22 protein-coding genes and 1 pseudogene are annotated in these 18,553 nt (G+C 71.9%); 7 read left to right on the top strand and 16 right to left on the bottom strand.

Going from position 1 to position 18,553, the window contains the following annotated elements; genetic code table 11:
- The first annotated feature begins 23 nt into the window (after window positions 1–23).
- Window positions 24–389 (top strand): hypothetical protein, encoded by a 366-nt coding sequence (locus ABEA33_RS06145; protein ID WP_345525816.1) that lies wholly within the window; start codon window positions 24–26, stop codon window positions 387–389.
- Between the two features lie 13 nt (window positions 390–402).
- Here ABEA33_RS06145 and ABEA33_RS06140 read toward each other — a convergent pair whose 3' ends face one another.
- The 3 genes from ABEA33_RS06140 to ABEA33_RS06130 all read right to left on the bottom strand — a co-directional run bounded on the left by ABEA33_RS06140 (window position 403) and on the right by ABEA33_RS06130 (window position 3,182).
- The gene (locus ABEA33_RS06140; protein ID WP_345525814.1) at window positions 403–1,146 is read right to left on the bottom strand and encodes a hypothetical protein; all 744 of its coding nucleotides are present in this window, start codon (window positions 1,144–1,146) and stop codon (window positions 403–405) included.
- Window positions 1,147–1,246: 100 nt separating this feature from the next.
- Window positions 1,247–2,467, bottom strand: a complete 1,221-nt coding sequence (locus tag ABEA33_RS06135) for a CpaE/TadZ family protein (RefSeq protein WP_345525812.1) — start codon at window positions 2,465–2,467, stop codon at window positions 1,247–1,249.
- 1 nt (window position 2,468) lies between these two features.
- A complete protein-coding gene (locus ABEA33_RS06130; protein ID WP_345525811.1) occupies window positions 2,469–3,182 on the bottom strand; it encodes a hypothetical protein in 714 nt (237 codons plus the stop codon).
- 100 nt (window positions 3,183–3,282) lie between these two features.
- Here ABEA33_RS06130 and ABEA33_RS06125 point away from each other — a divergent pair, with 100 nt between their 5' ends.
- The gene (locus ABEA33_RS06125; protein WP_345525809.1) at window positions 3,283–3,519 is read left to right on the top strand and encodes a helix-turn-helix domain-containing protein; all 237 of its coding nucleotides are present in this window, start codon (window positions 3,283–3,285) and stop codon (window positions 3,517–3,519) included.
- A gap of 750 nt (window positions 3,520–4,269) precedes the next feature.
- Here the strand turns inward: ABEA33_RS06125 and ABEA33_RS06120 are convergent.
- The 4 genes from ABEA33_RS06120 to sigE form a co-directional block, all read right to left on the bottom strand.
- Complete coding sequence (locus ABEA33_RS06120; protein WP_345525807.1) at window positions 4,270–5,268, bottom strand: class I SAM-dependent methyltransferase; 999 nt, start codon at window positions 5,266–5,268, stop codon at window positions 4,270–4,272.
- Window positions 5,269–5,306: 38 nt separating this feature from the next.
- Window positions 5,307–6,596 (bottom strand): S1C family serine protease, encoded by a 1,290-nt coding sequence (locus ABEA33_RS06115; protein WP_345525805.1) that lies wholly within the window; start codon window positions 6,594–6,596, stop codon window positions 5,307–5,309.
- A gap of 62 nt (window positions 6,597–6,658) precedes the next feature.
- Window positions 6,659–7,135, bottom strand: coding sequence for an anti-sigma factor family protein (locus ABEA33_RS06110; protein WP_345525803.1), 477 nt, complete (start codon window positions 7,133–7,135; stop codon window positions 6,659–6,661).
- Entirely contained in the window at window positions 7,135–7,728 is a 594-nt protein-coding gene (gene sigE, locus ABEA33_RS06105; protein ID WP_345525802.1) for an RNA polymerase sigma factor SigE, read from the bottom strand. The genes ABEA33_RS06110 and sigE overlap by 1 nt, the downstream gene beginning before the upstream one ends.
- A 198-nt stretch (window positions 7,729–7,926) precedes the next feature.
- Between sigE and ABEA33_RS06100 the strand changes: the two genes are divergently transcribed.
- Window positions 7,927–8,580, top strand: a complete 654-nt coding sequence (locus ABEA33_RS06100; protein WP_345525801.1) for an O-methyltransferase — start codon at window positions 7,927–7,929, stop codon at window positions 8,578–8,580.
- On the opposite strand, the gene ABEA33_RS06095 is transcribed toward ABEA33_RS06100, so the two are convergent.
- Window positions 8,577–10,124 (bottom strand): leucyl aminopeptidase family protein, encoded by a 1,548-nt coding sequence (locus ABEA33_RS06095; RefSeq protein ID WP_345525800.1) that lies wholly within the window; start codon window positions 10,122–10,124, stop codon window positions 8,577–8,579. The two genes, ABEA33_RS06100 and ABEA33_RS06095, sit on opposite strands and share 4 nt — an antisense overlap.
- A 4-nt stretch (window positions 10,125–10,128) precedes the next feature.
- On the bottom strand, window positions 10,129–10,296 hold the full coding sequence (locus ABEA33_RS06090) for a DUF3117 domain-containing protein (protein WP_082574674.1): 168 nt from the start codon (window positions 10,294–10,296) through the stop codon (window positions 10,129–10,131).
- 149 nt (window positions 10,297–10,445) lie between these two features.
- Between ABEA33_RS06090 and ABEA33_RS06085 the strand changes: the two genes are divergently transcribed.
- Both ABEA33_RS06085 and ABEA33_RS06080 read left to right on the top strand, forming a co-directional pair.
- Window positions 10,446–11,222, top strand: coding sequence for a PaaX family transcriptional regulator (locus tag ABEA33_RS06085; RefSeq protein ID WP_345525799.1), 777 nt, complete (start codon window positions 10,446–10,448; stop codon window positions 11,220–11,222).
- Between the two features lie 12 nt (window positions 11,223–11,234).
- On the top strand, window positions 11,235–12,029 hold the full coding sequence (locus tag ABEA33_RS06080) for an enoyl-CoA hydratase-related protein (RefSeq protein ID WP_345525798.1): 795 nt from the start codon (window positions 11,235–11,237) through the stop codon (window positions 12,027–12,029).
- Window positions 12,030–12,051: 22 nt separating this feature from the next.
- Here the strand turns inward: ABEA33_RS06080 and ABEA33_RS06075 are convergent, their stop codons facing one another.
- The 6 genes and pseudogenes from ABEA33_RS06075 to ABEA33_RS06050 form a co-directional block, all read right to left on the bottom strand.
- Window positions 12,052–12,816, bottom strand: a complete 765-nt coding sequence (locus ABEA33_RS06075; RefSeq protein ID WP_345525796.1) for a M14 family zinc carboxypeptidase — start codon at window positions 12,814–12,816, stop codon at window positions 12,052–12,054.
- 13 nt (window positions 12,817–12,829) lie between these two features.
- Window positions 12,830–13,255 (bottom strand): hypothetical protein, encoded by a 426-nt coding sequence (locus ABEA33_RS06070; RefSeq protein ID WP_345525795.1) that lies wholly within the window; start codon window positions 13,253–13,255, stop codon window positions 12,830–12,832.
- A 15-nt stretch (window positions 13,256–13,270) separates the two neighbouring features.
- Window positions 13,271–13,573, bottom strand: coding sequence for a DivIVA domain-containing protein (locus ABEA33_RS06065; protein WP_345526292.1), 303 nt, complete (start codon window positions 13,571–13,573; stop codon window positions 13,271–13,273).
- Window positions 13,573–14,304, bottom strand: coding sequence for an LOG family protein (locus ABEA33_RS06060; protein ID WP_345525794.1), 732 nt, complete (start codon window positions 14,302–14,304; stop codon window positions 13,573–13,575). Before ABEA33_RS06060 ends, ABEA33_RS06065 begins: the two co-directional genes overlap by 1 nt.
- The gene (gene dapE, locus ABEA33_RS06055; protein ID WP_425577368.1) at window positions 14,301–15,362 is read right to left on the bottom strand and encodes a succinyl-diaminopimelate desuccinylase; all 1,062 of its coding nucleotides are present in this window, start codon (window positions 15,360–15,362) and stop codon (window positions 14,301–14,303) included. The genes ABEA33_RS06060 and dapE overlap by 4 nt, the downstream gene beginning before the upstream one ends.
- A 36-nt stretch (window positions 15,363–15,398) precedes the next feature.
- Window positions 15,399–15,833: pseudogene (locus ABEA33_RS06050) on the bottom strand (SRPBCC domain-containing protein); the annotation flags it as partial.
- A 62-nt stretch (window positions 15,834–15,895) separates the two neighbouring features.
- Between ABEA33_RS06050 and ABEA33_RS06045 the strand changes: the two are divergent.
- Window positions 15,896–16,747: an LLM class F420-dependent oxidoreductase gene (locus ABEA33_RS06045; RefSeq protein WP_345525792.1), complete on the top strand. Its 852-nt coding sequence runs from the start codon at window positions 15,896–15,898 to the stop codon at window positions 16,745–16,747.
- On the opposite strand, the gene ABEA33_RS06040 is transcribed toward ABEA33_RS06045, so the two are convergent.
- Window positions 16,734–17,495: a TetR/AcrR family transcriptional regulator gene (locus tag ABEA33_RS06040; protein WP_345525790.1), complete on the bottom strand. Its 762-nt coding sequence runs from the start codon at window positions 17,493–17,495 to the stop codon at window positions 16,734–16,736. The genes ABEA33_RS06045 and ABEA33_RS06040 overlap by 14 nt on opposite strands.
- A 91-nt stretch (window positions 17,496–17,586) precedes the next feature.
- Between ABEA33_RS06040 and ABEA33_RS06035 the strand changes: the two genes are divergently transcribed.
- On the top strand, window positions 17,587–18,531 hold the full coding sequence (locus tag ABEA33_RS06035) for an ATP-binding cassette domain-containing protein (protein ID WP_345525788.1): 945 nt from the start codon (window positions 17,587–17,589) through the stop codon (window positions 18,529–18,531).
- Window positions 18,532–18,553 lie beyond the last annotated feature (22 nt).

Genomic DNA, 18,553 nt, shown 5'->3' with positions numbered 1-18,553 from the left:
GCGCACCATGGGATTCTGACAGCATGCGCCGTTCTCTCGCAGCCGCCGCCTTCGTGTTGGTCACCCTCGCCCTCGCCACCGCGTGCGGGGACGAGGAGACCCCGTCCGGCTCCGGGTCGTCCGACCCCAAGGTCATCAAGGTGACCTTCGACGGCGACAGCGTCACGCCGAACGGCGAGCGCATCGAGGTCTCGACGGGCCAGGACATCCAGCTCGACATCACGGCCGACGTGGCGGGCGAGATCCACGTGCACTCCTCGCCCGAGCAGGAGCTGGAGTACCCCGCCGGTGAGTCCACCCAGACGATCACGGGCATCGACCAGCCCGGCACCGTCGACGTCGAGTCGCACCACCTGGACAAGGTCATCGTCCAGCTCGAGGTCCGCTGACGGCCGGCTGCGCTCAGGCCAGGGTGGGGCCGGCGGAGATGCCGGCCAGCCACGGCTCGCTCGCCGCGTCCACCAGGTCATCGTCGATGACATCGGCGAGGATCACGGCTGCGGCACGCAGACGGGTCGCCCGGAAGACCGGGCTGCGGCGTACGGTCGCGCTCGTGACGGCGGTGACCCGGGTGATCATCCGCAGCGACGACTGGCGGCCGGTGACGCTGGAGGTGGCGAGGAAGGTGTCGGCGATGCCGTCCCAGTAGAGCTCGGGGCGACTGGCCCACACCTGCGTCACGGCCTGGACCCGGCGTGAGCTGCCGGTGAAGTCGGCGATGCCGTGCAGTACGTCGAGCACCTGGTCGTACTCCGGGCCGAACCCGAGCTCCCCCTCCGGGCCGACGAGCTGACGCAGCGGGCGCATCGTCTCCTTGGCGACCGCCGGCTGGATCCAGCGCTCGAGGTGCAGCACGGTCGCGACGTCGCAGAGGGCGTCGACGCCGTTGCGGTGCATCCGGTCGAGGCCGGGCATCAGGTCGAGGTAGAAGCGGACCAGGCTGGCCCGGATCCGCACCTGCCCGACGAGCAGGTCGGGCGGAGCTCCGGCGGGCAGCACGGTCGGGCTGACCGGCCCACGCATGGAGCCGAGCATCTCCAGCTCGACTCGCGACATCCGGGGCAGCAAGGCAGGGACCACGGACCCCAGGAGCGGCGAGATGGCCGGCGTACGGCGTCCGCTGGGGTACAGCAGGCGCGCCTCCATCTCGGCGGCCGCCGGCTCCAGGTCATCGAGTTCCCACAGGGGAAGGTTCGGCCGCGGCGGGCGGGGCCTGAGGGATCCGAGCCGCCGGGTTTTGTCTCGATCAGGTCTCGACCAGCTCGGGCAGCAGGCTGTCGGCGACCCGACCCACAGCACGGCCCAGATCGGAGTCGCCCCCTTCGACCAGGGTGCGCCCGGAGACCAGTGCTCGATCGACCGCGGACTGGTCGTCGGGCAGGAAGTGCACGGCACTCGGGCGGGCGAACCCCGACACCATTGCGACGATCTCCCGCTCGCTCCAGCCGAGCGACGGGCGCATCCGGTTGATCACGACCTGCACCGGCCGGCCACTGCGGCGCTCGCGCAGCTCGACGATCCCGCGCGCCAGTCGAGACAGCCCGACCGGGTCGGCGCCACCGACGACCAGCACCTCGTCGGCCGCGTTCAGGGCTTCGAGCGTCATCTGGTTGCGCCCGGGCCGGCCGCCCAGGTCCGGGACCTGGTCCTCCTCGACGCTGAAGCCGGTGTCGACCACGACCTCGGCGCCCGCGCTGAGCAGGGACAACAGGTGCTCCACGGTGCCGCTCCGGACCTCCACCCAGCGGTCGGCCCGCGGCAGCCCGGTGACCACGCTGAGGTACTGGTCCAGGCCGCGCTGCACCGATCCGAGCCGCTGCGCGAGCTGTCCGGCGCCGTCCAGGCGTACGGCGGCGAGCAGCCCCGAGACCTCGTCGAGGATGCCGAGCTGCTGGGCGACCGCCCCGCCGTACGGGTCGGCGTCGACGAGCACGACCCGGCGCCGCCGTCGGGCCATCTCCGCGGCGAGCGCGGCTCCGACCGTGGTGCGCCCGGCTCCGGCCGGCCCCCAGACCGCCACCACCCGACCGGCGGCCGCAGGCTCGTGCCCTCCCGGTGGTCCGATCGGCGCCGGGTCGACCGGGCGCCGGACCACCGTGGGCGGCCGGTCGTCGGAGCAGATGGCATCGGCGAGGGTGGCGAGCTGGTCGTCGGTGACCACGGTCGGGATGCCGATCCGTCCGGCCCGCAGCCGACCGCCGTCGAGGGTGGCGCCGCCGGCGGCGATCGCGACCGGTCGCACAGCGTGGGCACGCAGGTGGTCCACGGCGGTCCGGTCCAGCCCTGGCGCGTCCAGACCGACCACCGCGACGTCGGCCTGGCCCGCGGTGGCCGCGGCGAGCAGGTCGTCGACGTCGACGCACCGCTTGAGCACGACGATGCGTGGGTGGTCGCCGAGCAACCGGAGCGCCTCGGGCTCCCAGGCGGCGCCAGAGGCCACGATCAGAACGACGACCCGCTCGACCACGTCAGCCTCGGCGGACCACGGTCAGCAACGGGCTCTCGAATGCGGCGACGGCGGCGAAGTACGCCGCGGCGTCGTCCTGCGGGACCGCCAGCACCAGCTGTCGCTGCCCGGCCGCGCCGCCGAACCCGCCGTCTGAGGTCGGGGCGTCGACCACCGTCGCCTCCTGCAGCACCGGCGTGCCCGGCTCTACGGCCGCTGCCTCGCCTCGCGCCGGATCGCCCACCAGATAGACGTCGACGACCGAGCCGGCCTGCACGGCCGGCGGCACCTGGTCGGACTCGACGGCCACCGGGAGCTCGACGGTGTCGGTGGGCTGGTCGGCCGCACCGACCGCGCCCCGCGGGAGCAGCTCACCGGCCCCGACGCCGCGCACGAGCCGCAGCTCGCCCGGCAGCGTGTCATCGACCCGGTAGTAGCCGGCCAGGTCGTCCGACTCCGCGAACCGCACCCGGTGCACGACCAGGTCGCCCTCGGTCAGCGCGGCGCCCGGCCCGGCATCGGCGGCGACCGCCCAGACCGCGACGGTGTCGTCGGCCGCGGCCAACAACCTCGACCCTGCCACCACCGAGGCCGCCACGATCAGCAGGCCGACCCACAGACGTGGGTCGCGCCAGCCAGGTGTCGTGGCACGCGCAGCGGGGGGCACGGCCGATACCGCCCGGGCACCGGCGCGGTTGCCGGCATCCGGGTCGTCGTACCTGACCCCGAGACTCACGACGACATGATCACCCTTCGCGCCAGATGTGAAACCCGGCCATCCACAGGCTCGCGAGCCGCGACGCGGGTCGGCTGCCTGAGATGCGACCATGGGACTCATGTCCGGCTCGCCACGCTTCCTCACGCTCGCCGACGTCGCCGAGGTGCTCAACACGTCGAGCGCGCAGGTCTACGCGCTCGTACGCCGCGGCGACCTCCCGGCGATCAAGATCGGCGGCCGCGGTCAGTGGCGGGTGGAGTCGACACAGCTCGAGGAGTTCATCCAGCGGATGTACTCCGAGACCCGGACCTTCGTCGACGAGCACCCGTTCGTGGACGCCGAGCCCGAGGCATAGCGGCGACCGGCTTCGGCTTTGGCGCGGCGATTGACCACCGCGCTCGGCCCCCGGTGGTCGAGCCTGTCGAGACCCCCGCAACCCAGACAGGGCCCTCGGGTGCGGGGGTCTCGACGACGCTCGCCGGAGCTCGCTGCTCGACCACCGGGACACCCGCGTTGTCAGCCGACGGCAGCCAAGCTCCATTCCAGGTTCTGCGTTGCACGAACGTTCGAACAACGCGAACGTCACGTCATCGCTGAGGGGCCGGCGAGGTGACGGCCCACGCGGCCCCCGGTGGTCGAGCCTGTCGAGACCCCCGCAACCCAGACAGGGCCCTCGAGTGCGGGGACTCCACGACGCTCGCCGGAGCTCGCTGCTCGACCACCGGGACACCCCCGTTGTCAGCCGACGGCGGCCAAGCTCCATTCGAGGTTCTGCGTTGCACGAACGTTCGAACAACGCGAACGTCACGTCATCGCTGAGGGGCCGGCGAGGTGACGGCCCGCGCGACCCCCGGTGGTCGAGCCTGCCGAGACCCCCGCAACCCAGAAAGGGCCCTCGGGTGCGGGGGTCTCGACGACGCTCGCCGGAGCTCGCTGCTCGACCACCGGGACGCCCGCCCTCTCTTCGCTGCGGGTGGTTCCCAGACACGGCCCGCGCGAGTTCCGGTGGTCGAGCCTGTCGAGACCCCCGCAACCCAGACAGAGCCCTCGAGTGCGGGGGCCTCGACGACGCCCGCCGGAGCTCGCTGCTCAACCACCGGGAGCGTCAGGTACGTCGTAGCCAGATCGAGCTGGAGCGCTGGACGTTCTGACCGTCGACGTGCGATCCGAACAGCCCGTGGAAGTCGGACCAGAAGTGGACGGTGTACTCGGGGTTGTACATCAGGAACGCGCGCAGGAAGTACGGCTCGTTCCATGACCTGTTCTGCTTCACCATCCAGGTGAGGGGATAGTCGAACGGGTACATGACGTCGTGGAAGTGAACGAACACTCCGGACGCGAGGCGCGGGAGCACCTCGAAGATCTCGTGCAGCAGGTCGCTGCCGCTCTTGGCGATGTGCGAGGAGTCGATGAAGAGGACGTCCCCCGACTCGAGCTGGTCGAAGACCTCGAGATCAACGTCCTGGACCTTCTCGACCAGGATCGTGCAGTGGTCGCGATCGGTGGGGCGCAGGATCGAGTTGAGGCGGTCGGGGTAGGGCTCGATGAACGTGCACTGGATCCGGTCGTCCGGGCGCTGCTCGTCGTTGACGTCGAGGACGACGGCAGAGCTGAACCCGGAACCGATCTCGATGTAGCGCCGCGGCCGGATCGCGCCTAGCGCGCCGGCGAGCAGGGCGGCGCTCTCCGGACCGAACATGATGTTGTCCGTGTGGTAGCGGCGGGCGGCGACCTCGGGAGCCTGCTCCCACTGCTCCGCGAACGGACGCCACTCCTCCCAGACAGCGTCGTGGCGCGCGATGTCCAGGTCGATGCCGGGGATCTCGACCAACGTGCCGGCATCGCTCCCGGCCCCGCGGATCTCGCTCACATCCACGATCGGCGAGTCGTAGCGTCCAGGGGGCGCGAAGACCTTCGCGCCGCGAGCCACCTTCGGGGTCCGGCGGGCCTTCTTCTTCGGCTTCGTGGTGGGCGCCGGTCGCCCGGTGACCAGAACCCGGGTCGACCGCACGACTTGGCGGGCCGCACGGTCGCGCGGAGCGGGCAGGCGATCGACCAGGGCGCTGGCGAAGCGACGTACCGGCCTGCGGACCTCGAAATTCATGGTCGCACCCTAGCCACACCCTCCGGGGTCGAAGCCGGCTACCCGACCTCGCCGTCGAGGGTGAGGGTCAGCGAGCGTTCCTTGCCGTTGCGGAGGACCGTGAAGGTCACGCTCTCGCCGGGCTGGTGGGTCCGGATAGCCACGATGAGGGCGATGCCGTCGGTCACCCGGGCGCCGTCGACCTCGGTGATCACGTCGCCCTCCTCGAGCCCGCCGGTGTCCGCGGGCGTGTCCGGGACGATCGAGTCGACCTCGGCGCCCTTCCCGTCGGACTCCCCCGTCTTCACCTTCGCCCCGATCACCGGGTAGCGCGCCTCGCCGTCGCGCAGGATCTGGTCTGCGGTGATCTTGACCTGCTCGATGGGGATCGCGAAGCCGACACCGATGTTGCCGGAATCTCCGCCGATCGACCCGCCGGTGGTGGCGATCGCGGAGTTCACGCCGACGACCTGGGCGCGCAGGTTGACCAGCGGACCGCCGGAGTTGCCGGGGTTGATCGCGGCATCGGTCTGGACCGCGTTGATGTACGACGAGTCGTTGCTCGAGTCGCCCGTGGTGACCGGCCGGTGCAGGGCGCTGACGATCCCGGCCGTGACGGTGGAGCTCAGCCCGAGGGGCGAGCCGATCGCGACGACCCCCTCCCCCACCACGAGCGTGCGCGACGAGCCGAGCGCTGCCGGCGCCAGGCCGCGCGCGTCCGGGACGTCGAGGACGGCGAGATCGTAGACCGGGCTGCGGCCGACGATCGTGGCGTCGTACCGGTCGCCGTCCTGGTCGACGACCTCGATCAGACCGTCGTCGGACGCGGCATCGGCGACGACGTGGTTGTTGGTGATCACGTGACCCTGCCGGTCGAGCACGAACCCGGAGCCGGTCGCGCCGCCCTCCTTGCCGTCGTACTCCGCGATGATCTGCACCGTGCTCGGCAGCATCTGCTGCGCGACCGCTGCGATCGAGCCGTTGTCGGGCTCCAGCGGCGGCTCGGAGACCGTGTCGACGTCCGCGAGACCACCGCTCACGGTGCCGGGCTCGTCCCGGAGCTCCTGGTAGGCCGCACCTCCGACGAGTCCGCCGAGGACGCCGAGCATCAGTGCGAGCACACACACGACCGGCCAGAGCCAGCCGGGGACCCGGCCGCGCGGGACGGCGTGCCGGTTCGGCGGCGCGGTCGGCTGAGGCGGCAGGCTCTGTCCGTACGGCTGCGGGTACGGCGGGGCCTGGTTGGTCGGCGGCAGCCAGCTCGGCGCGGGGCCCGCCGGTGGCGGGAACAGCAGCGGCCGGGTCGGCTCAGCGTCGGACCCGGACGGCGGGACCTCGTCGTGACTCACGGTGCCATCATGTCCCGTCGGGGAAGTCCCATGCGCCCGGGGGCGTCCGGAATGAGTCGGGGTCAGTGCTGCCGCAGAGCCGATGACCGGGCGAGGTTCGGGTCGCTCGGCGCCGGGGTCCGCGGAGGCTGGGTGTGCGTGATCGACGCCGGCGGAACGCGCCGATCGTTGGTCGGCGCGTCGGCCGGGGCCACACCGAGCGCCAAGACGCCCATCACGGCGGCGCCGACGGCACCGCCCCCGAGGGCGACCAGCCCGAACTGCCGGCGGCGGTGGTCACGATCCTCGATCAGGCAGTCGGCACCGCACGGTCCTGCCGGGAGCGCGCCGAGCAGCGAGCCCTTGAGGCCGTCGGGGGCCGAGGTCGACCCGAACGACAGGCCGGCCAGGCTCGTCTTGATCCAGCCCTCACGCTCGACGAGGTCGCGGCAGACGTGGCAGGTGTGGACGTGCGCCCACGCCCGCTCGGTGTCCTCCGGCGACAGCTGCCCGTCGAGCAGCGCGCTGACGCGGGTGCCGAGGTGGCCGACTGGGCCCATCACTGTGCGGACCCCCAGCCGGACAGGAGCTGCTCCGACTCGGGCCCCGCATACCGCACCCGGCCCACGCCGGGGGCTCGGTGGGAGAGAGCGGTGCGCAGCATCGCGCGCCCACGGTGGATGCGGGAGCGGACGGTGCCGAGCTTGGTGCCGAGGATCTCGGCGATCTCCTCGTAGGTGAGGCCCTCGACGTCGCACAACACGACCGCCGCCCGGAAGTCCGGGGGCAGGGTGGCGAGGGCGCGCTCGATGTCGTCGTCGAACGTGCGGTCGACGTACGCCAGGTCGGGCGTCGGTGCGGAGGAGGTGAGGCGCTCCGCGCGCTCGTCGGAGAGGGCGTCGAACCGGATCCGCTGCTTGCGGCGGGCCTGGTCGAGGAAGAGATTGGTGGTGATGCGGTGCAGCCAGCCCTCGAACGTGCCCGGTGTGTACGTCGACAGCGACCGGAAGACGCGGACGAACACCTCCTGGGTCAGATCCTCGGCGTCGTGACGGTTGCCGGTGAGGCGGTAGGCGAGCCGGTAGACCCGATCGGAGTGCCGCTCGACGATCTCGTCCCACGAGGGCACGTGCTGGTCCGGGGTTGTCTCCACCGGGACCTCCTTGTCGCGCTGTCGCGCAGTTCCGCCGAACAGGGTCTTGTCCTTCCTCACCGTAGGGACCTGTGCTGAGAGAAGCCTGTGAGACCAGTGTCCCTCGTCCGGGCTCGCCGTGGGGCTTCAAGCGGGAGAACGAGCGAGGCACGGCCGGTGTTCCCGCCCGGCGTCCCGCTGGCGCGATACGTTGAGCCTGTGAAGCCGTCGAGTTGGTCGTACGCCGAGGAGTTCGTCGCCGAGGACGCTGTGCTGGCCGCCGCCCGGTCCCGCGCCGAAGAGGTCGGCGTCGTCGCCATCGGGTCGGGTGGGGGCGCCGCGTTGCGGTTCCTCGCATCGACGCTCGACGCTCGCGCGGTGGTCGAGATCGGCACCGGCACCGGCGTCTCCGGGCTGTGGCTGCTGCGGGGCATGCGCTCCGACGGCGTGCTGACGACCGTCGACATCGAGACCGAGCACCAGCGGCTGGCCCGACAGTCGTTCTCCGAGGCCGGCTTCGCCACGCAGCGCGCACGCACGATCTCCGGGGCCGCCCTGGACGTCCTGCCGCGTCTCACCGACGGCCACTACGACCTGGTCTTCTGCGACGGCGACAAGCGCGAGTACTCCGCCTACCTCGCTGAGGCGCTGCGGCTGCTGCGCCCGGGCGGCGTGGTGGCGTTCGACAACGCGCTCTGGCACGACCGCGTGGCCGACCCCGCCCAGCGCGACGAGGAGACCGTCGCGATCCGTGACCTGGGCCGCGAGGTGGCCGAGCACGACGGCCTGGTGCCGCTGCTCCTGCCCGTCGGCGACGGGCTGCTCCTCGCGAAGAAGGAGTGGAGCCCCGACGCCGAGGTGTCGACGCCCTAGTGGCGCATGCCTTCGAGGGGTGCGGCTGAGCCCAGCCACTCCAGCAGGGCCCGGGCGCCGAAGCCGGTCGGGCCCTTGGTCCACTCGTGGGAGTCCTCGGGCGCGTCGCCGACCGAGGCCAGGTCGAGGTGGGCCCACGGGGTCTCCCCGACGAAGTGCTGGAGGAACAGGGCGGCCGTGATCGCACCCGGACCACCCGCGCCGTTGTCGGCGTCGGCGATCGTGGAGCTGAGCTTGGCCTCGTAGGACTCGGACAGAGGGAACCGCCACAGGGGTTCGCCCGCGACGTCGGCGGCATCGCCGATCAGGCCGGCGAGGAGCTCGTCGTTGGCGAAGTAGCCGCCCACCTGCTGACCCAGCGCGACCTTCATCGCGCCCGTGAGGGTGGCGACGTCGACGACGGCGTCGGGCCTGATCTCCGCGACGGCGTACGCCAGCGCGTCGGCCAGCACCAGTCGGCCCTCGGCGTCGGTGTTGGTGACCTCCGACGTGCGGCCACCCCAGTGCCGGATCACGTCGCCGGGGCGCAGCGCGTTGCCGCCGATCGCGTTCTCGGCGGCCGGGACCAGCCCGACCACACGGACCGGGCAGCCGACCGCGCCGAGAGCCGCCATGGTGGCGAGCACGACGGCGCCCCCGGTCATGTCGCGCTTCATGTTGATCATCGCCTCGCCCGGCTTGATCGACAGGCCACCGGTGTCGAAGGTGATGCCCTTGCCGACCAGCACGACGGTCGGCGTACGACGGCCGGCCTTGGGCGGCGCGTAGTCGAGGCGGATCAGGCAAGGCGGCGTGGCGGAGGCCTGGCCGACCGCGGCGATGCCGCCGAAGCCCTCGGCGGCGAGCTGCTGCTCGTCCCAGACCCGGAAGTCGAGACCGTGCGTGTCGGCGATCCGCCGGGCCTGGTCGGCGAGCCAGGCCGGGTTCTTCAGGTTGGACGGCACCGTGGCGAGCATCCGTGCGCGCCATCCGGCACCGCCGACGGCGACCGCACGCGCGAGCACCGGCTCGAGGTCGTCGGACAGGTCTGCGAGCACCACCCGCCCGACCGGACGCTGCTCGGGCTGGCCCGAGCGCCAGTGGAAGCCGAACGAGCCGAGCATCGTCCCGACGACGAACGGCGTGACCGCCTCGTCAGGGGCGATCGCCGGGATCGTGGTGGCCACCGCGCCCCGGTCGCGGGTCGCACGCGCCAGCGCGGCGCCGGCCCGACGGAAGTCCTGCGCGCGCTGGTCGCCGACCCCGATCATCAGGACGCTCGTGAGCTCCGCGTTGTCCGGGCTGCCGAGCGGCACCGGCACGCTCGTCACCTCACCGGCGTGCCCGGTGGCCGAGGCCACCTCGAGCACGCCGAAGAGGTCGATGCCGAGCAGGTCTGCGAGGTCGGCGCCACCCGGTCCCAGCAGCGGTGCGGACCCGTCCTCGCCCGGGAGGACCGGCAACGCCACCACCTCGACCCCGACCACACCATGGGGCGGTGTCGCGCTCAGCGCGAAGTCGGGAGGTGAGACCTGGCTCGGAAGTTGTACCTGGGGGGCCGACACGGCGTCAGCCGACGACATCCTTGAGGGCATCCCCGAGAGCGCCGGCCTCCTCGGCGTTGAGTTCGACAACGAGACGGCCACCACCTTCGAGCGGGACGCGCATCACGATGCCTCGTCCCTCCTTGGTGACCTCCAGCGGACCGTCGCCCGTCCGCGGCTTCATCGCCGCCATCCGCGCACCTTCCTTCACCTGTGTCAGGGGCCAGACGAGCCTCCGAGCGAGCTCGCTGCGCCATGTGCCGAACCATTATCCCCTATGAAGCGGTGACTTGGAGCACAGGGCGCACCCATGGGCACAACCTCGGCTGGCAGACTCGGCCCATGCAGGCCCGCTCGGCACTCTTCGACGTCTACGGCGACCACCTGCGCGCCCGCGGCAGCGAGGCGCCGGTGGCGGCCGTGGTCCGGCTGCTCAACCCGGTGGGCATCGCGGCGCCAGCGGTCCGTACGGCGATCTCGCGGATGGTCACGCAGGGCTGGCTCGAACCGGTCCAGCTCAGCAGCGGTCGCGGCTACCGGACCACGGAGCAGGCCAACCGACGGCTCGACGAGGCGGGTGACCGCGTCTACCGCCGGCACCTGCCCACGTGGGACGGCCGCTGGCACCTCGCCTTCGTCGACGCTCCGGCTGCCCGCGCCACCCGCAACCGCCTCCGGGCCGACCTGACCTTCGTGGGCTACGCCGAGCTCGCCGACAACGTGTGGGTGAGCCCGTTCGCCCGCGCCGAGCTCGGGCCGGTCCTCGAGCGAGCCGGTGCCACGGCACGGACCGCCTGGGCCGACGGCTTCGACCCCGAGCCGACCGGCGCGTGGGACCTCAGCAGCCTCCGCGCGGCGTACGAAGGCTGGCTGGCGTCCGCCGACGGGCTGGTCATGCGGCACCTGGAGGCCCACGACGACGAGGACGAGGCGGCGTTCGCGGCGCGCTTCCACCTCGTGCACGAGTGGCGGAAGTTCCTCTTCGACGACCCCGGCCTGCCCGAGGCCTTGCTGCCGGGCGACTGGCCGGGCCGGGACGCCGCCGCCCTCTTCGCCTCGGCGGCCACGCGACTCAAGCCCGGCACCGACCGCTTCGTGGCCCGCTGCCTGAGCGCCTGACATCATGCGGGCATGACCGACTCCCCCGTGCTGCTCGACGTCACTGACGGCATCGGCACCATCACCCTGAACCGTCCCGCGGCGTACAACAGCCTCAACATCGAGACCAAGGAGCTCCTGCGCGACACCGTCGAGCAGATGGCCGAGGACCCGGCCGTCCGGTGTGTCGTGCTGACCGGCAGCGGCAAGGCGTTCTGCACCGGCCAGGACCTCAAGGAGCACATCGACCTCCTCGAGAACGGCGGCAGCGACGCGCTCTTCACCACCGTCGACAAGCACTACAACCCGACCGTGACCGCGCTCGCCGGGATGGCGAAGCCGGTCATCGCCGCCGTCAACGGGGTCGCCGCCGGCGCCGGGTCCAGCCTGGCGTTCGCGTGTGACCTGCGGATCGTCGCCGACACGGCGGGCTTCAACCTGGCCTTCGCCAACGTCGCGCTGTCCTGCGACACCGGCGCCAGCTACCACCTGCAGCAGCTGGTGGGCCGCGCCAAGGCGATGGAGCTCCTCTACTTCCCGAGCACGATCAGCGCCGCCGAGGCGCTGGAGCTCGGGCTCGCGACCAAGGTGGTCCCGGCGGACCAGCTCGCCGACGAGGTCGGTGCGCTCGCCGCCCGGCTCGCCGCCGGTCCGACGGTCGCGCTCGGCGCGATGCGGCAGTCGGTCGCGTACGCCGCCGGCCACTCGTTCGAGGAGGCACTCGAGTTCGAGAGCGCGATGATGACCAAGACCGGCGCGACGGCCGACCACCGCGCCGCGGTCGCGGCGTTCGTGGCCAAGGAGAACCCAGTCTTCGAGGGACGCTAGCGAGACCTCGTGAGCCGACCGGCTACCTGTCACGTTCCCGACGCGCTTCGAAGACCCGCAGCACCTGCCCGGGCGCGGTCCTGCTGAGGTGGCGCGACGAGGGCCGGTGGCCGTACTCGACGGTGACGGCCGCGCCCTTGAACCGGCTGTTGAACCAGCCGGTCATCGTGCCGTGGCACACGCCGCCGCAGGTGAACGACTTGCGCGGCAGGTTGAGCTTGTCGGCCACCCGGCGGGAGAACGCGGCGTTCTTGGTGTCCGTGTCCACGCCGTACAGCGGCTGGTGGAAGCTGATGATCCGCGACGGCTTCACCTCACGCAGGAAGCGCATCATCGCTCGGGTCTCCGGCTCGGAGCCCGCGCGCTGACCGGACTCGTAGGAGCCGTCCAGGTCGGCCCACCGGTAGGGGAAGTTGCGGTTGAGGTCGACGCCGCGGGCGTTCTTGCGGGTGCCGCGGGCCAGGCCGTCGGGGTTGTAGACCGGGACGACCCACAGGTCGATGCCGCGGATCGGACGGCCGTCGCGCAGTGCCCCGAGGATCTGGCGCGGCTTGCCCTCGTCGCCGTGCATGGTCGAGATCAGCAGCACCCGCCGCTTGCCCGGCTGCCCGAGGTGCCACGCGGCGATCGGACGGCCCTGCACCGAGTGGCCGATCACCACCCGCTCGATCACGGCAGGTCGGTCGACCGGCATCGGCGCGGCGTACGTCGCCACACCGGCCGTTGATCCGGCGGCCAGCGATCCGGCGAGGAGTGCGGCGGTGGCTAGGACGATCCCGAGGCGCATGGCCGGAACCCTGTCACACCACGGAAGTCAGGTACGCCCACGTGAAAACGCAGACGCCCACCAGCATGCCGACGTGGGCGAGGATCGAGAGCCCGGGGCCGTCGGACCAGGAGTCGGCGGCGCCCTGCGAGGCGTGGCGACCACGCGGTCGTCGCCACCGCACGAGGATCAGCAGGCCGGCGATCACCGTGACCCACCAGCAGGCCAGCGAGAGGATGCCGAAGCTCGCGCTGCCGAGGAACGAGTCGTCGGACGCGACCAGGAAGATGACCCACGACACCAGGGCGAGCAGGCCGGCGACGGTGTGCACATTGACCAGGCCCCGGCCCATGTCGAGCCGGCCCGCACCTCCGCTGCCGCGCCCCAGCCGCAGCCGGGTCAGCACCACGACGACAGCCGCCAGTACGGTGAGGACGTACACGATCACCTCGGTCGACACGGAGCGAAGTGTGCCCTACTGCGTGTGGTCGTCGCCACGTGGCGACTCCGTGGTCTCGGCCTGTCGGCTCTCGTCACGGCTCGGCTCCCGCTCGCTGGCCAGCCGGTCGAGGAGGGCGTCGACCTCCGACATCCGGTAGCCGCGGAAGGCCAGGGAGAAGCGGACCCGGCGCAGGTCGTCGCCCGTCAGAGGTCCCGTCGCGGGCACACTGGAGTCGGGGCGGTCGTCGTACACCTCGACCATCGGGGCGCCGCGGCCGGCGGCCAGGAGGGCCACCCCGCCGAGCGCGAGCACGACCAGGATCGCGAAGAACCACATCACGAGCGGTGCGCCTTCCGTGCGGAGACCATGAGGCCGACGGCTTCGTCGACGTCGTCGGTGAGGATCAGCCGATCGAGGTCGACCTGGCTGATCGTGCCGTTGGCGAGCGAGGTGTCGCGCATCCAGTCCAGCAAGCCCTGCCAGTACGACGAGCCGACGAGCACGATCGGGAAGTCGGTGATCTTGCCGGTCTGCACCAGCGTGAGCGCCTCGAACAGCTCGTCGAGGGTGCCGACCCCGCCCGGGAGCACGATGAAGCCCTGGGAGTACTTCACGAACATCGTCTTGCGAGCGAAGAAGTAGCGGAAGTTCACGCCGACGTCGACCCACTCGTTGAGACCGGACTCCCACGGGAGCTCGATGCCGAGGCCGACGCTGACGCCGCCGGCCTCGCAGGCGCCCTTGTTGGCGGCCTCCATGGCACCGGGGCCGCCGCCGGTGATGACCGCGAAATCCTCCTCGACGAGGCGTCGTCCGGCGATCTCTGCGGCGGCGTACCAGGGGCTGTCGACGGGCGTACGGGCCGATCCGAACACCGCGATCGCGGGACCGAGCTCGGCGAACGCACCGAAGCCCTCGACGAACTCCGCCTGCATCCGCAGCACCCGCCACGGGTCGGTGTGCACCCAGTCGGTCTGGCCGCGGGAGTCGAGCAGGCGCTGGTCGGTGGTGCCGGTGTCGATCTGGCTGCGGCGCTGCAGGACCGGCCCCTTGCGCTTGGACTTCACGACGTCAGCCACCTGGTCAGCACGGCCTCGCAGCGCTCGATGTGCTCCACGGGCACGTGCTCCTCCTGCTTGTGGGCGAACATCGGGTCACCCGGACCGAAGTTGACCGCCGGGATGCCGAGGGCGCTGAATCGAGCGACATCGGTCCAGCCGAACTTGGGGTTGACCTCTCCCCCGACGAGGTCGACGAACGCCTTGGCAGCGGGTACGTCGAGCCCGGGCAGTGCGCCGGGCGCCGAGTCGGTGAGCGTGACGTCGTACCCCTCGAAGAACTCGCGGACGTAGGCCTCGGCGTCGGCCTCGGAGTAGTCCGGGGCGAAGCGGTAGTTGACCTCGACGACGCACTCGTCGGGCAGCACGTTGCCGGCGACGCCGCCGCGGACGAAGACGGCGTTGAGGCCCTCGTGGTACTCCAGCCCGTCGATGACCGGCTTGCGCGGCTGGTAGTCCTCGAGGCGGCGGAGGACGGCGCCCGCCTTGTGGATGGCGTTGGACCCGCGCCAGGCGCGGGCCGTGTGGGCTCGCTCGCCGGTGGTACGCACCGCCACCCGGAGGGTGCCCTGACAGCCCGCCTCGACGCCCGCGTTGGACGGCTCCATCAGGATCGCGAAGTCAGCGGCGAGCAGGTCTGGGTCGGTCTCGGCAAGCTTGCGCAGGCCGTTGTGCTCGGCCGCGATCTCCTCGGCGTCGTAGAAGATCAGCGTCAGGTCGCGGTTGGGCTTCGGGACGGTCGCGGCGATCCGCAGGATGACCGCGTCGCCGCCCTTCATGTCGCAGGTGCCGAGCCCGTGCAGGATCGCCCCCTCGCGCCGGGCCGGCAGGTTGTCGTTGACCGGGACGGTGTCGAGGTGGCCGGCGATCACCACTCGCTCGGCGTGGCCGAGGTCGGTGCGCGCAACGATGTTGTTGCCGCGGCGTACGACGTCGAGGTGGCCGAGGCCGCGCAGCGCCGCCTCGACGGCGTCGGCGATGGTCTGCTCGTCGAGGCTCACGGACTCGATGTTGACCAGCTGCTCGGTGAGCGAGACTGCGTCGGTCGTCAGGTCGAGGGTCGTCACGCGACCCATCCAATCAGCAGAGCCAACCAGCCGCGCGAGCGCTTCCAGCGCCATCCTCGAGCCGAGCTCGTTCTGGTCGGCCGGTACGACGTCGGGCAGGCCGTCCATCCGGATCTCGACCTCGGTGCCGCCGGCGACATCCCTCAGGGTCGTCGTCATCGTGATCTCGCCGTCGAGCTCAGCGTCGTCGGACTCGAACGCCACCCGCTCCACGACCCGCTCGTCGGGCACCAGCTCGACGTACTCCCCGCTGTAGGTGTCGGTCGCCCCGCCCGACTTCCCGGCTGCCGTCGGGTCGTCGTACGACAGCGACATCCGGATCCGGCCGCCGACGTACGGCTGGAGCTCGTGCACCTCGCCGGTCATGCCGTCCGGCACCCGCCACTGGGCGATCGCCGCGGGGTCGAGGAGGGCCCGGTAGACGACCGCTCGGGAAGCGGGGACCAGACCGACGACCGCAGAGGAGTACACGCCGGCGAGTCTAAGGACGGACTAAGTGGAACACGTTCTAGAAATCCGTCTAGGCTGTCGCCATGCGCAACGGACTCGTCCTCTTCACCTCCGATCGCGGCATCCGGCCGGCCACCCTCGCCATGGCCGCGGAGGAGCGGGGCTTCGACACGTTCTACGTGCCCGAGCACACCCACATCCCGGTGAAGCGGACCGCAGCCCACCCGGGGACCGGCGACGAGACGCTGCCCGACGACCGCTACACGCGCACCCTCGACCCGTGGATCTCGCTGGCCACCGCCGCGCAGGTGACGTCGCGGATCAAGCTCTCCACGGCGGTGGCGCTGCCGGTCGAGTCGGACCCGATCACGCTCGCCAAGCAGATCGCCACCCTCGACTTCCTCTCCGGCGGACGCGTGGAGATCGGCGCCGGCTTCGGCTGGAACACCGACGAGCTCTCGGACCACCACGTGCCGGCCGCCAAGCGGCGGACCGTGCTGCGGGAGTACGTCGAGGCGATGCGCTCGCTGTGGACGCAGGAGGAGGCGTCGTACGACGGGGAGTTCGTGTCGTTCGGACCCTCCTGGGCCTTCCCCAAGCCGGCCGGCCACATCTCGCTGATCATCGGCGCCGGCGGCGGCCCCAAGACCTTTGCCTGGATCGCGGCCAACGCCGATGGCTGGATGACCACGCCGACCCAGTCCGACATCTCCGGCCAGATCGAGGCTCTCAAGAAGGCCTGGGCCGACGCCGGCCGCGCGGGCGCCCCGGAGATCCGGATCCTGATCGCCTTCAAGCCGAACCCCGAGGACCTCATGGCCTGGGCCGAGGCCGGCGCCACCGAGCTGATCTGGGGCGTGCCCGACAAGGCCGAGGCCGAGGTGCTCGGCTCGCTCGACCGCCTCGCCGGCCGCCTGGGGCTCAGCGGCTCCTGAGCGACGCCACGTACACCTCGATGCCGTCGAGGATGCGCTCGAGCCCGAACTCGCGCTCGAGCTGCGGGTCGGTCCCGGCCTGGTAGGCCTCACCGGCGGCGCTGCCGACCCGGCCGGCGAGCGGGTAGTCGCGGTGCGCCATCACCTCGCCGAGCTCGCCGCTGTTGGCCTCCCACCACTCGAGGTCGGTCAGCCCCGACTCGCGCTCGGCCACCCGGACGGCGTGCTCGGCCCGGGCGACGTTGGCGGCGAAGCCCGCCACCAGCGTGACGGTCTGGTCCATCTCGACGTCGGACAGCCCGATGCCGTCGACGGCGGCCAGCTGCCACTCGTAGCGGTCGGCCGCGTTCGGCCCCAGCCAGGGGCGCAGACCGGCGACGTCGAGCAGCCAGGGATGGGCGCGACAGTCGGCGAGCTGGGCCTCGGCGACCAGGCGGAGCCGGGTCCGCAGGTCGCCCTTCATCGGCGGCAGGGTTGCCTCTCCGAGCACCTGGTCGACCATCAGCACGATTAGGTCGTTGCGGTTCGCGACGTAGCCGTAGACCGACATCGCCCCCATGCCGAGTCGCTGCGCGAGCGAGCGCATCGACAACGCTGCGAGCCCCTCCGCGTCGGCGAGCTCCACGGCGGCGTCGACCACCTCGTCGACCGAGACCTTCGGCCGCGGGCCCCGGCGCGGAGCGGCGTCGGACGCCGGGACCACGTGGCGCCAGAGGAGGCGCAGCACGGGATCCGGGTCGGTGGGCACGTACGGATCCTAACTTCTTCGTACGGCGTACGGAACAAATGCTAGAGTCCGGGCATTCAACTCCGTACATCGTACGAAATTAGGAGCCGCCATGCCCTCTCCCACTCCCCTGGTCGCCCGCGGACTGCGCAAGCTGTACGGCGACACGCTCGCCCTCGACGGGTTCGACCTCGAGGTCGCGCCCGGCACGGTGCACGCGCTGCTCGGACCCAACGGCGCCGGCAAGAGCACCGCGGTGCACACCTTCGCCACCCTCACCCGCTGCGACGAGGGCGAGGTGCGCGTCGCCGGCCACGACGTACGCCGCGAGGGTGCCGCCGTACGCCGAGCGATCGGCCTCGTCGGTCAGTCGGCCGCCCTCGACGAGGTCCTCTTCGGCCGGGAGAACCTGGTGATGCTCGCCCGGCTCCACGGACTCTCACGCCGGGAGGCCGGATCCCGCGCCGACGAGCTGCTCGCCGGGTTCGGCCTCGCGGAGGCAGGTGGTCGCAAGGTCGCGGCGTACTCGGGCGGGATGCGGCGCCGGCTCGACATCGCGGCCAGCCTGATCCGCCGCCCGCACCTGCTCTTCCTCGACGAACCGACGACCGGGCTCGATCCGCGCGGGCGCAACGAGGTCTGGGCAGCCATCCGGCGCGTGGTCGCGGAGGGGACCACGGTGCTGCTGACGACGCAGTACCTCGACGAGGCCGACCAGCTCGCCGACCGGATCACCGTGATGGGCACTGGCCGGGTCATCGCCGAGGGCACCGCCGCCGAGCTGAAGGACCGGCTCGGCGGCGACCGGGTGATCGTCACGGCCCCCGGCGACACCGGTGCCGCGGTGGCGCGTGCCCTCGGCGCGCCGCTGGACGCCGACACCGGCCGGGTGACGGTCGAGGCCGCCGAGCAGGGCGGCACCGCCGCGCTCCTCGCGACGGTCCGGGCTCTCGACGCGGCCGGGCTCGAGGTCGACGACGTGCTGCTGCGGCGGCCGACGCTCGACGAGGTCTTCCTGCATCTCACCGACCCCACAACCGCGGAGGTGGCCCGATGATCACCCCACGAGAACACTCGCT

The sequence above is a fragment of the Nocardioides endophyticus genome (assembly GCF_039543845.1).
Classification (GTDB): domain Bacteria; phylum Actinomycetota; class Actinomycetes; order Propionibacteriales; family Nocardioidaceae; genus Nocardioides; species Nocardioides endophyticus.
The sequence above is the reverse complement of the archived record's forward strand: the minus strand, read 5'-3'. Positions and strand labels throughout refer to the sequence as shown.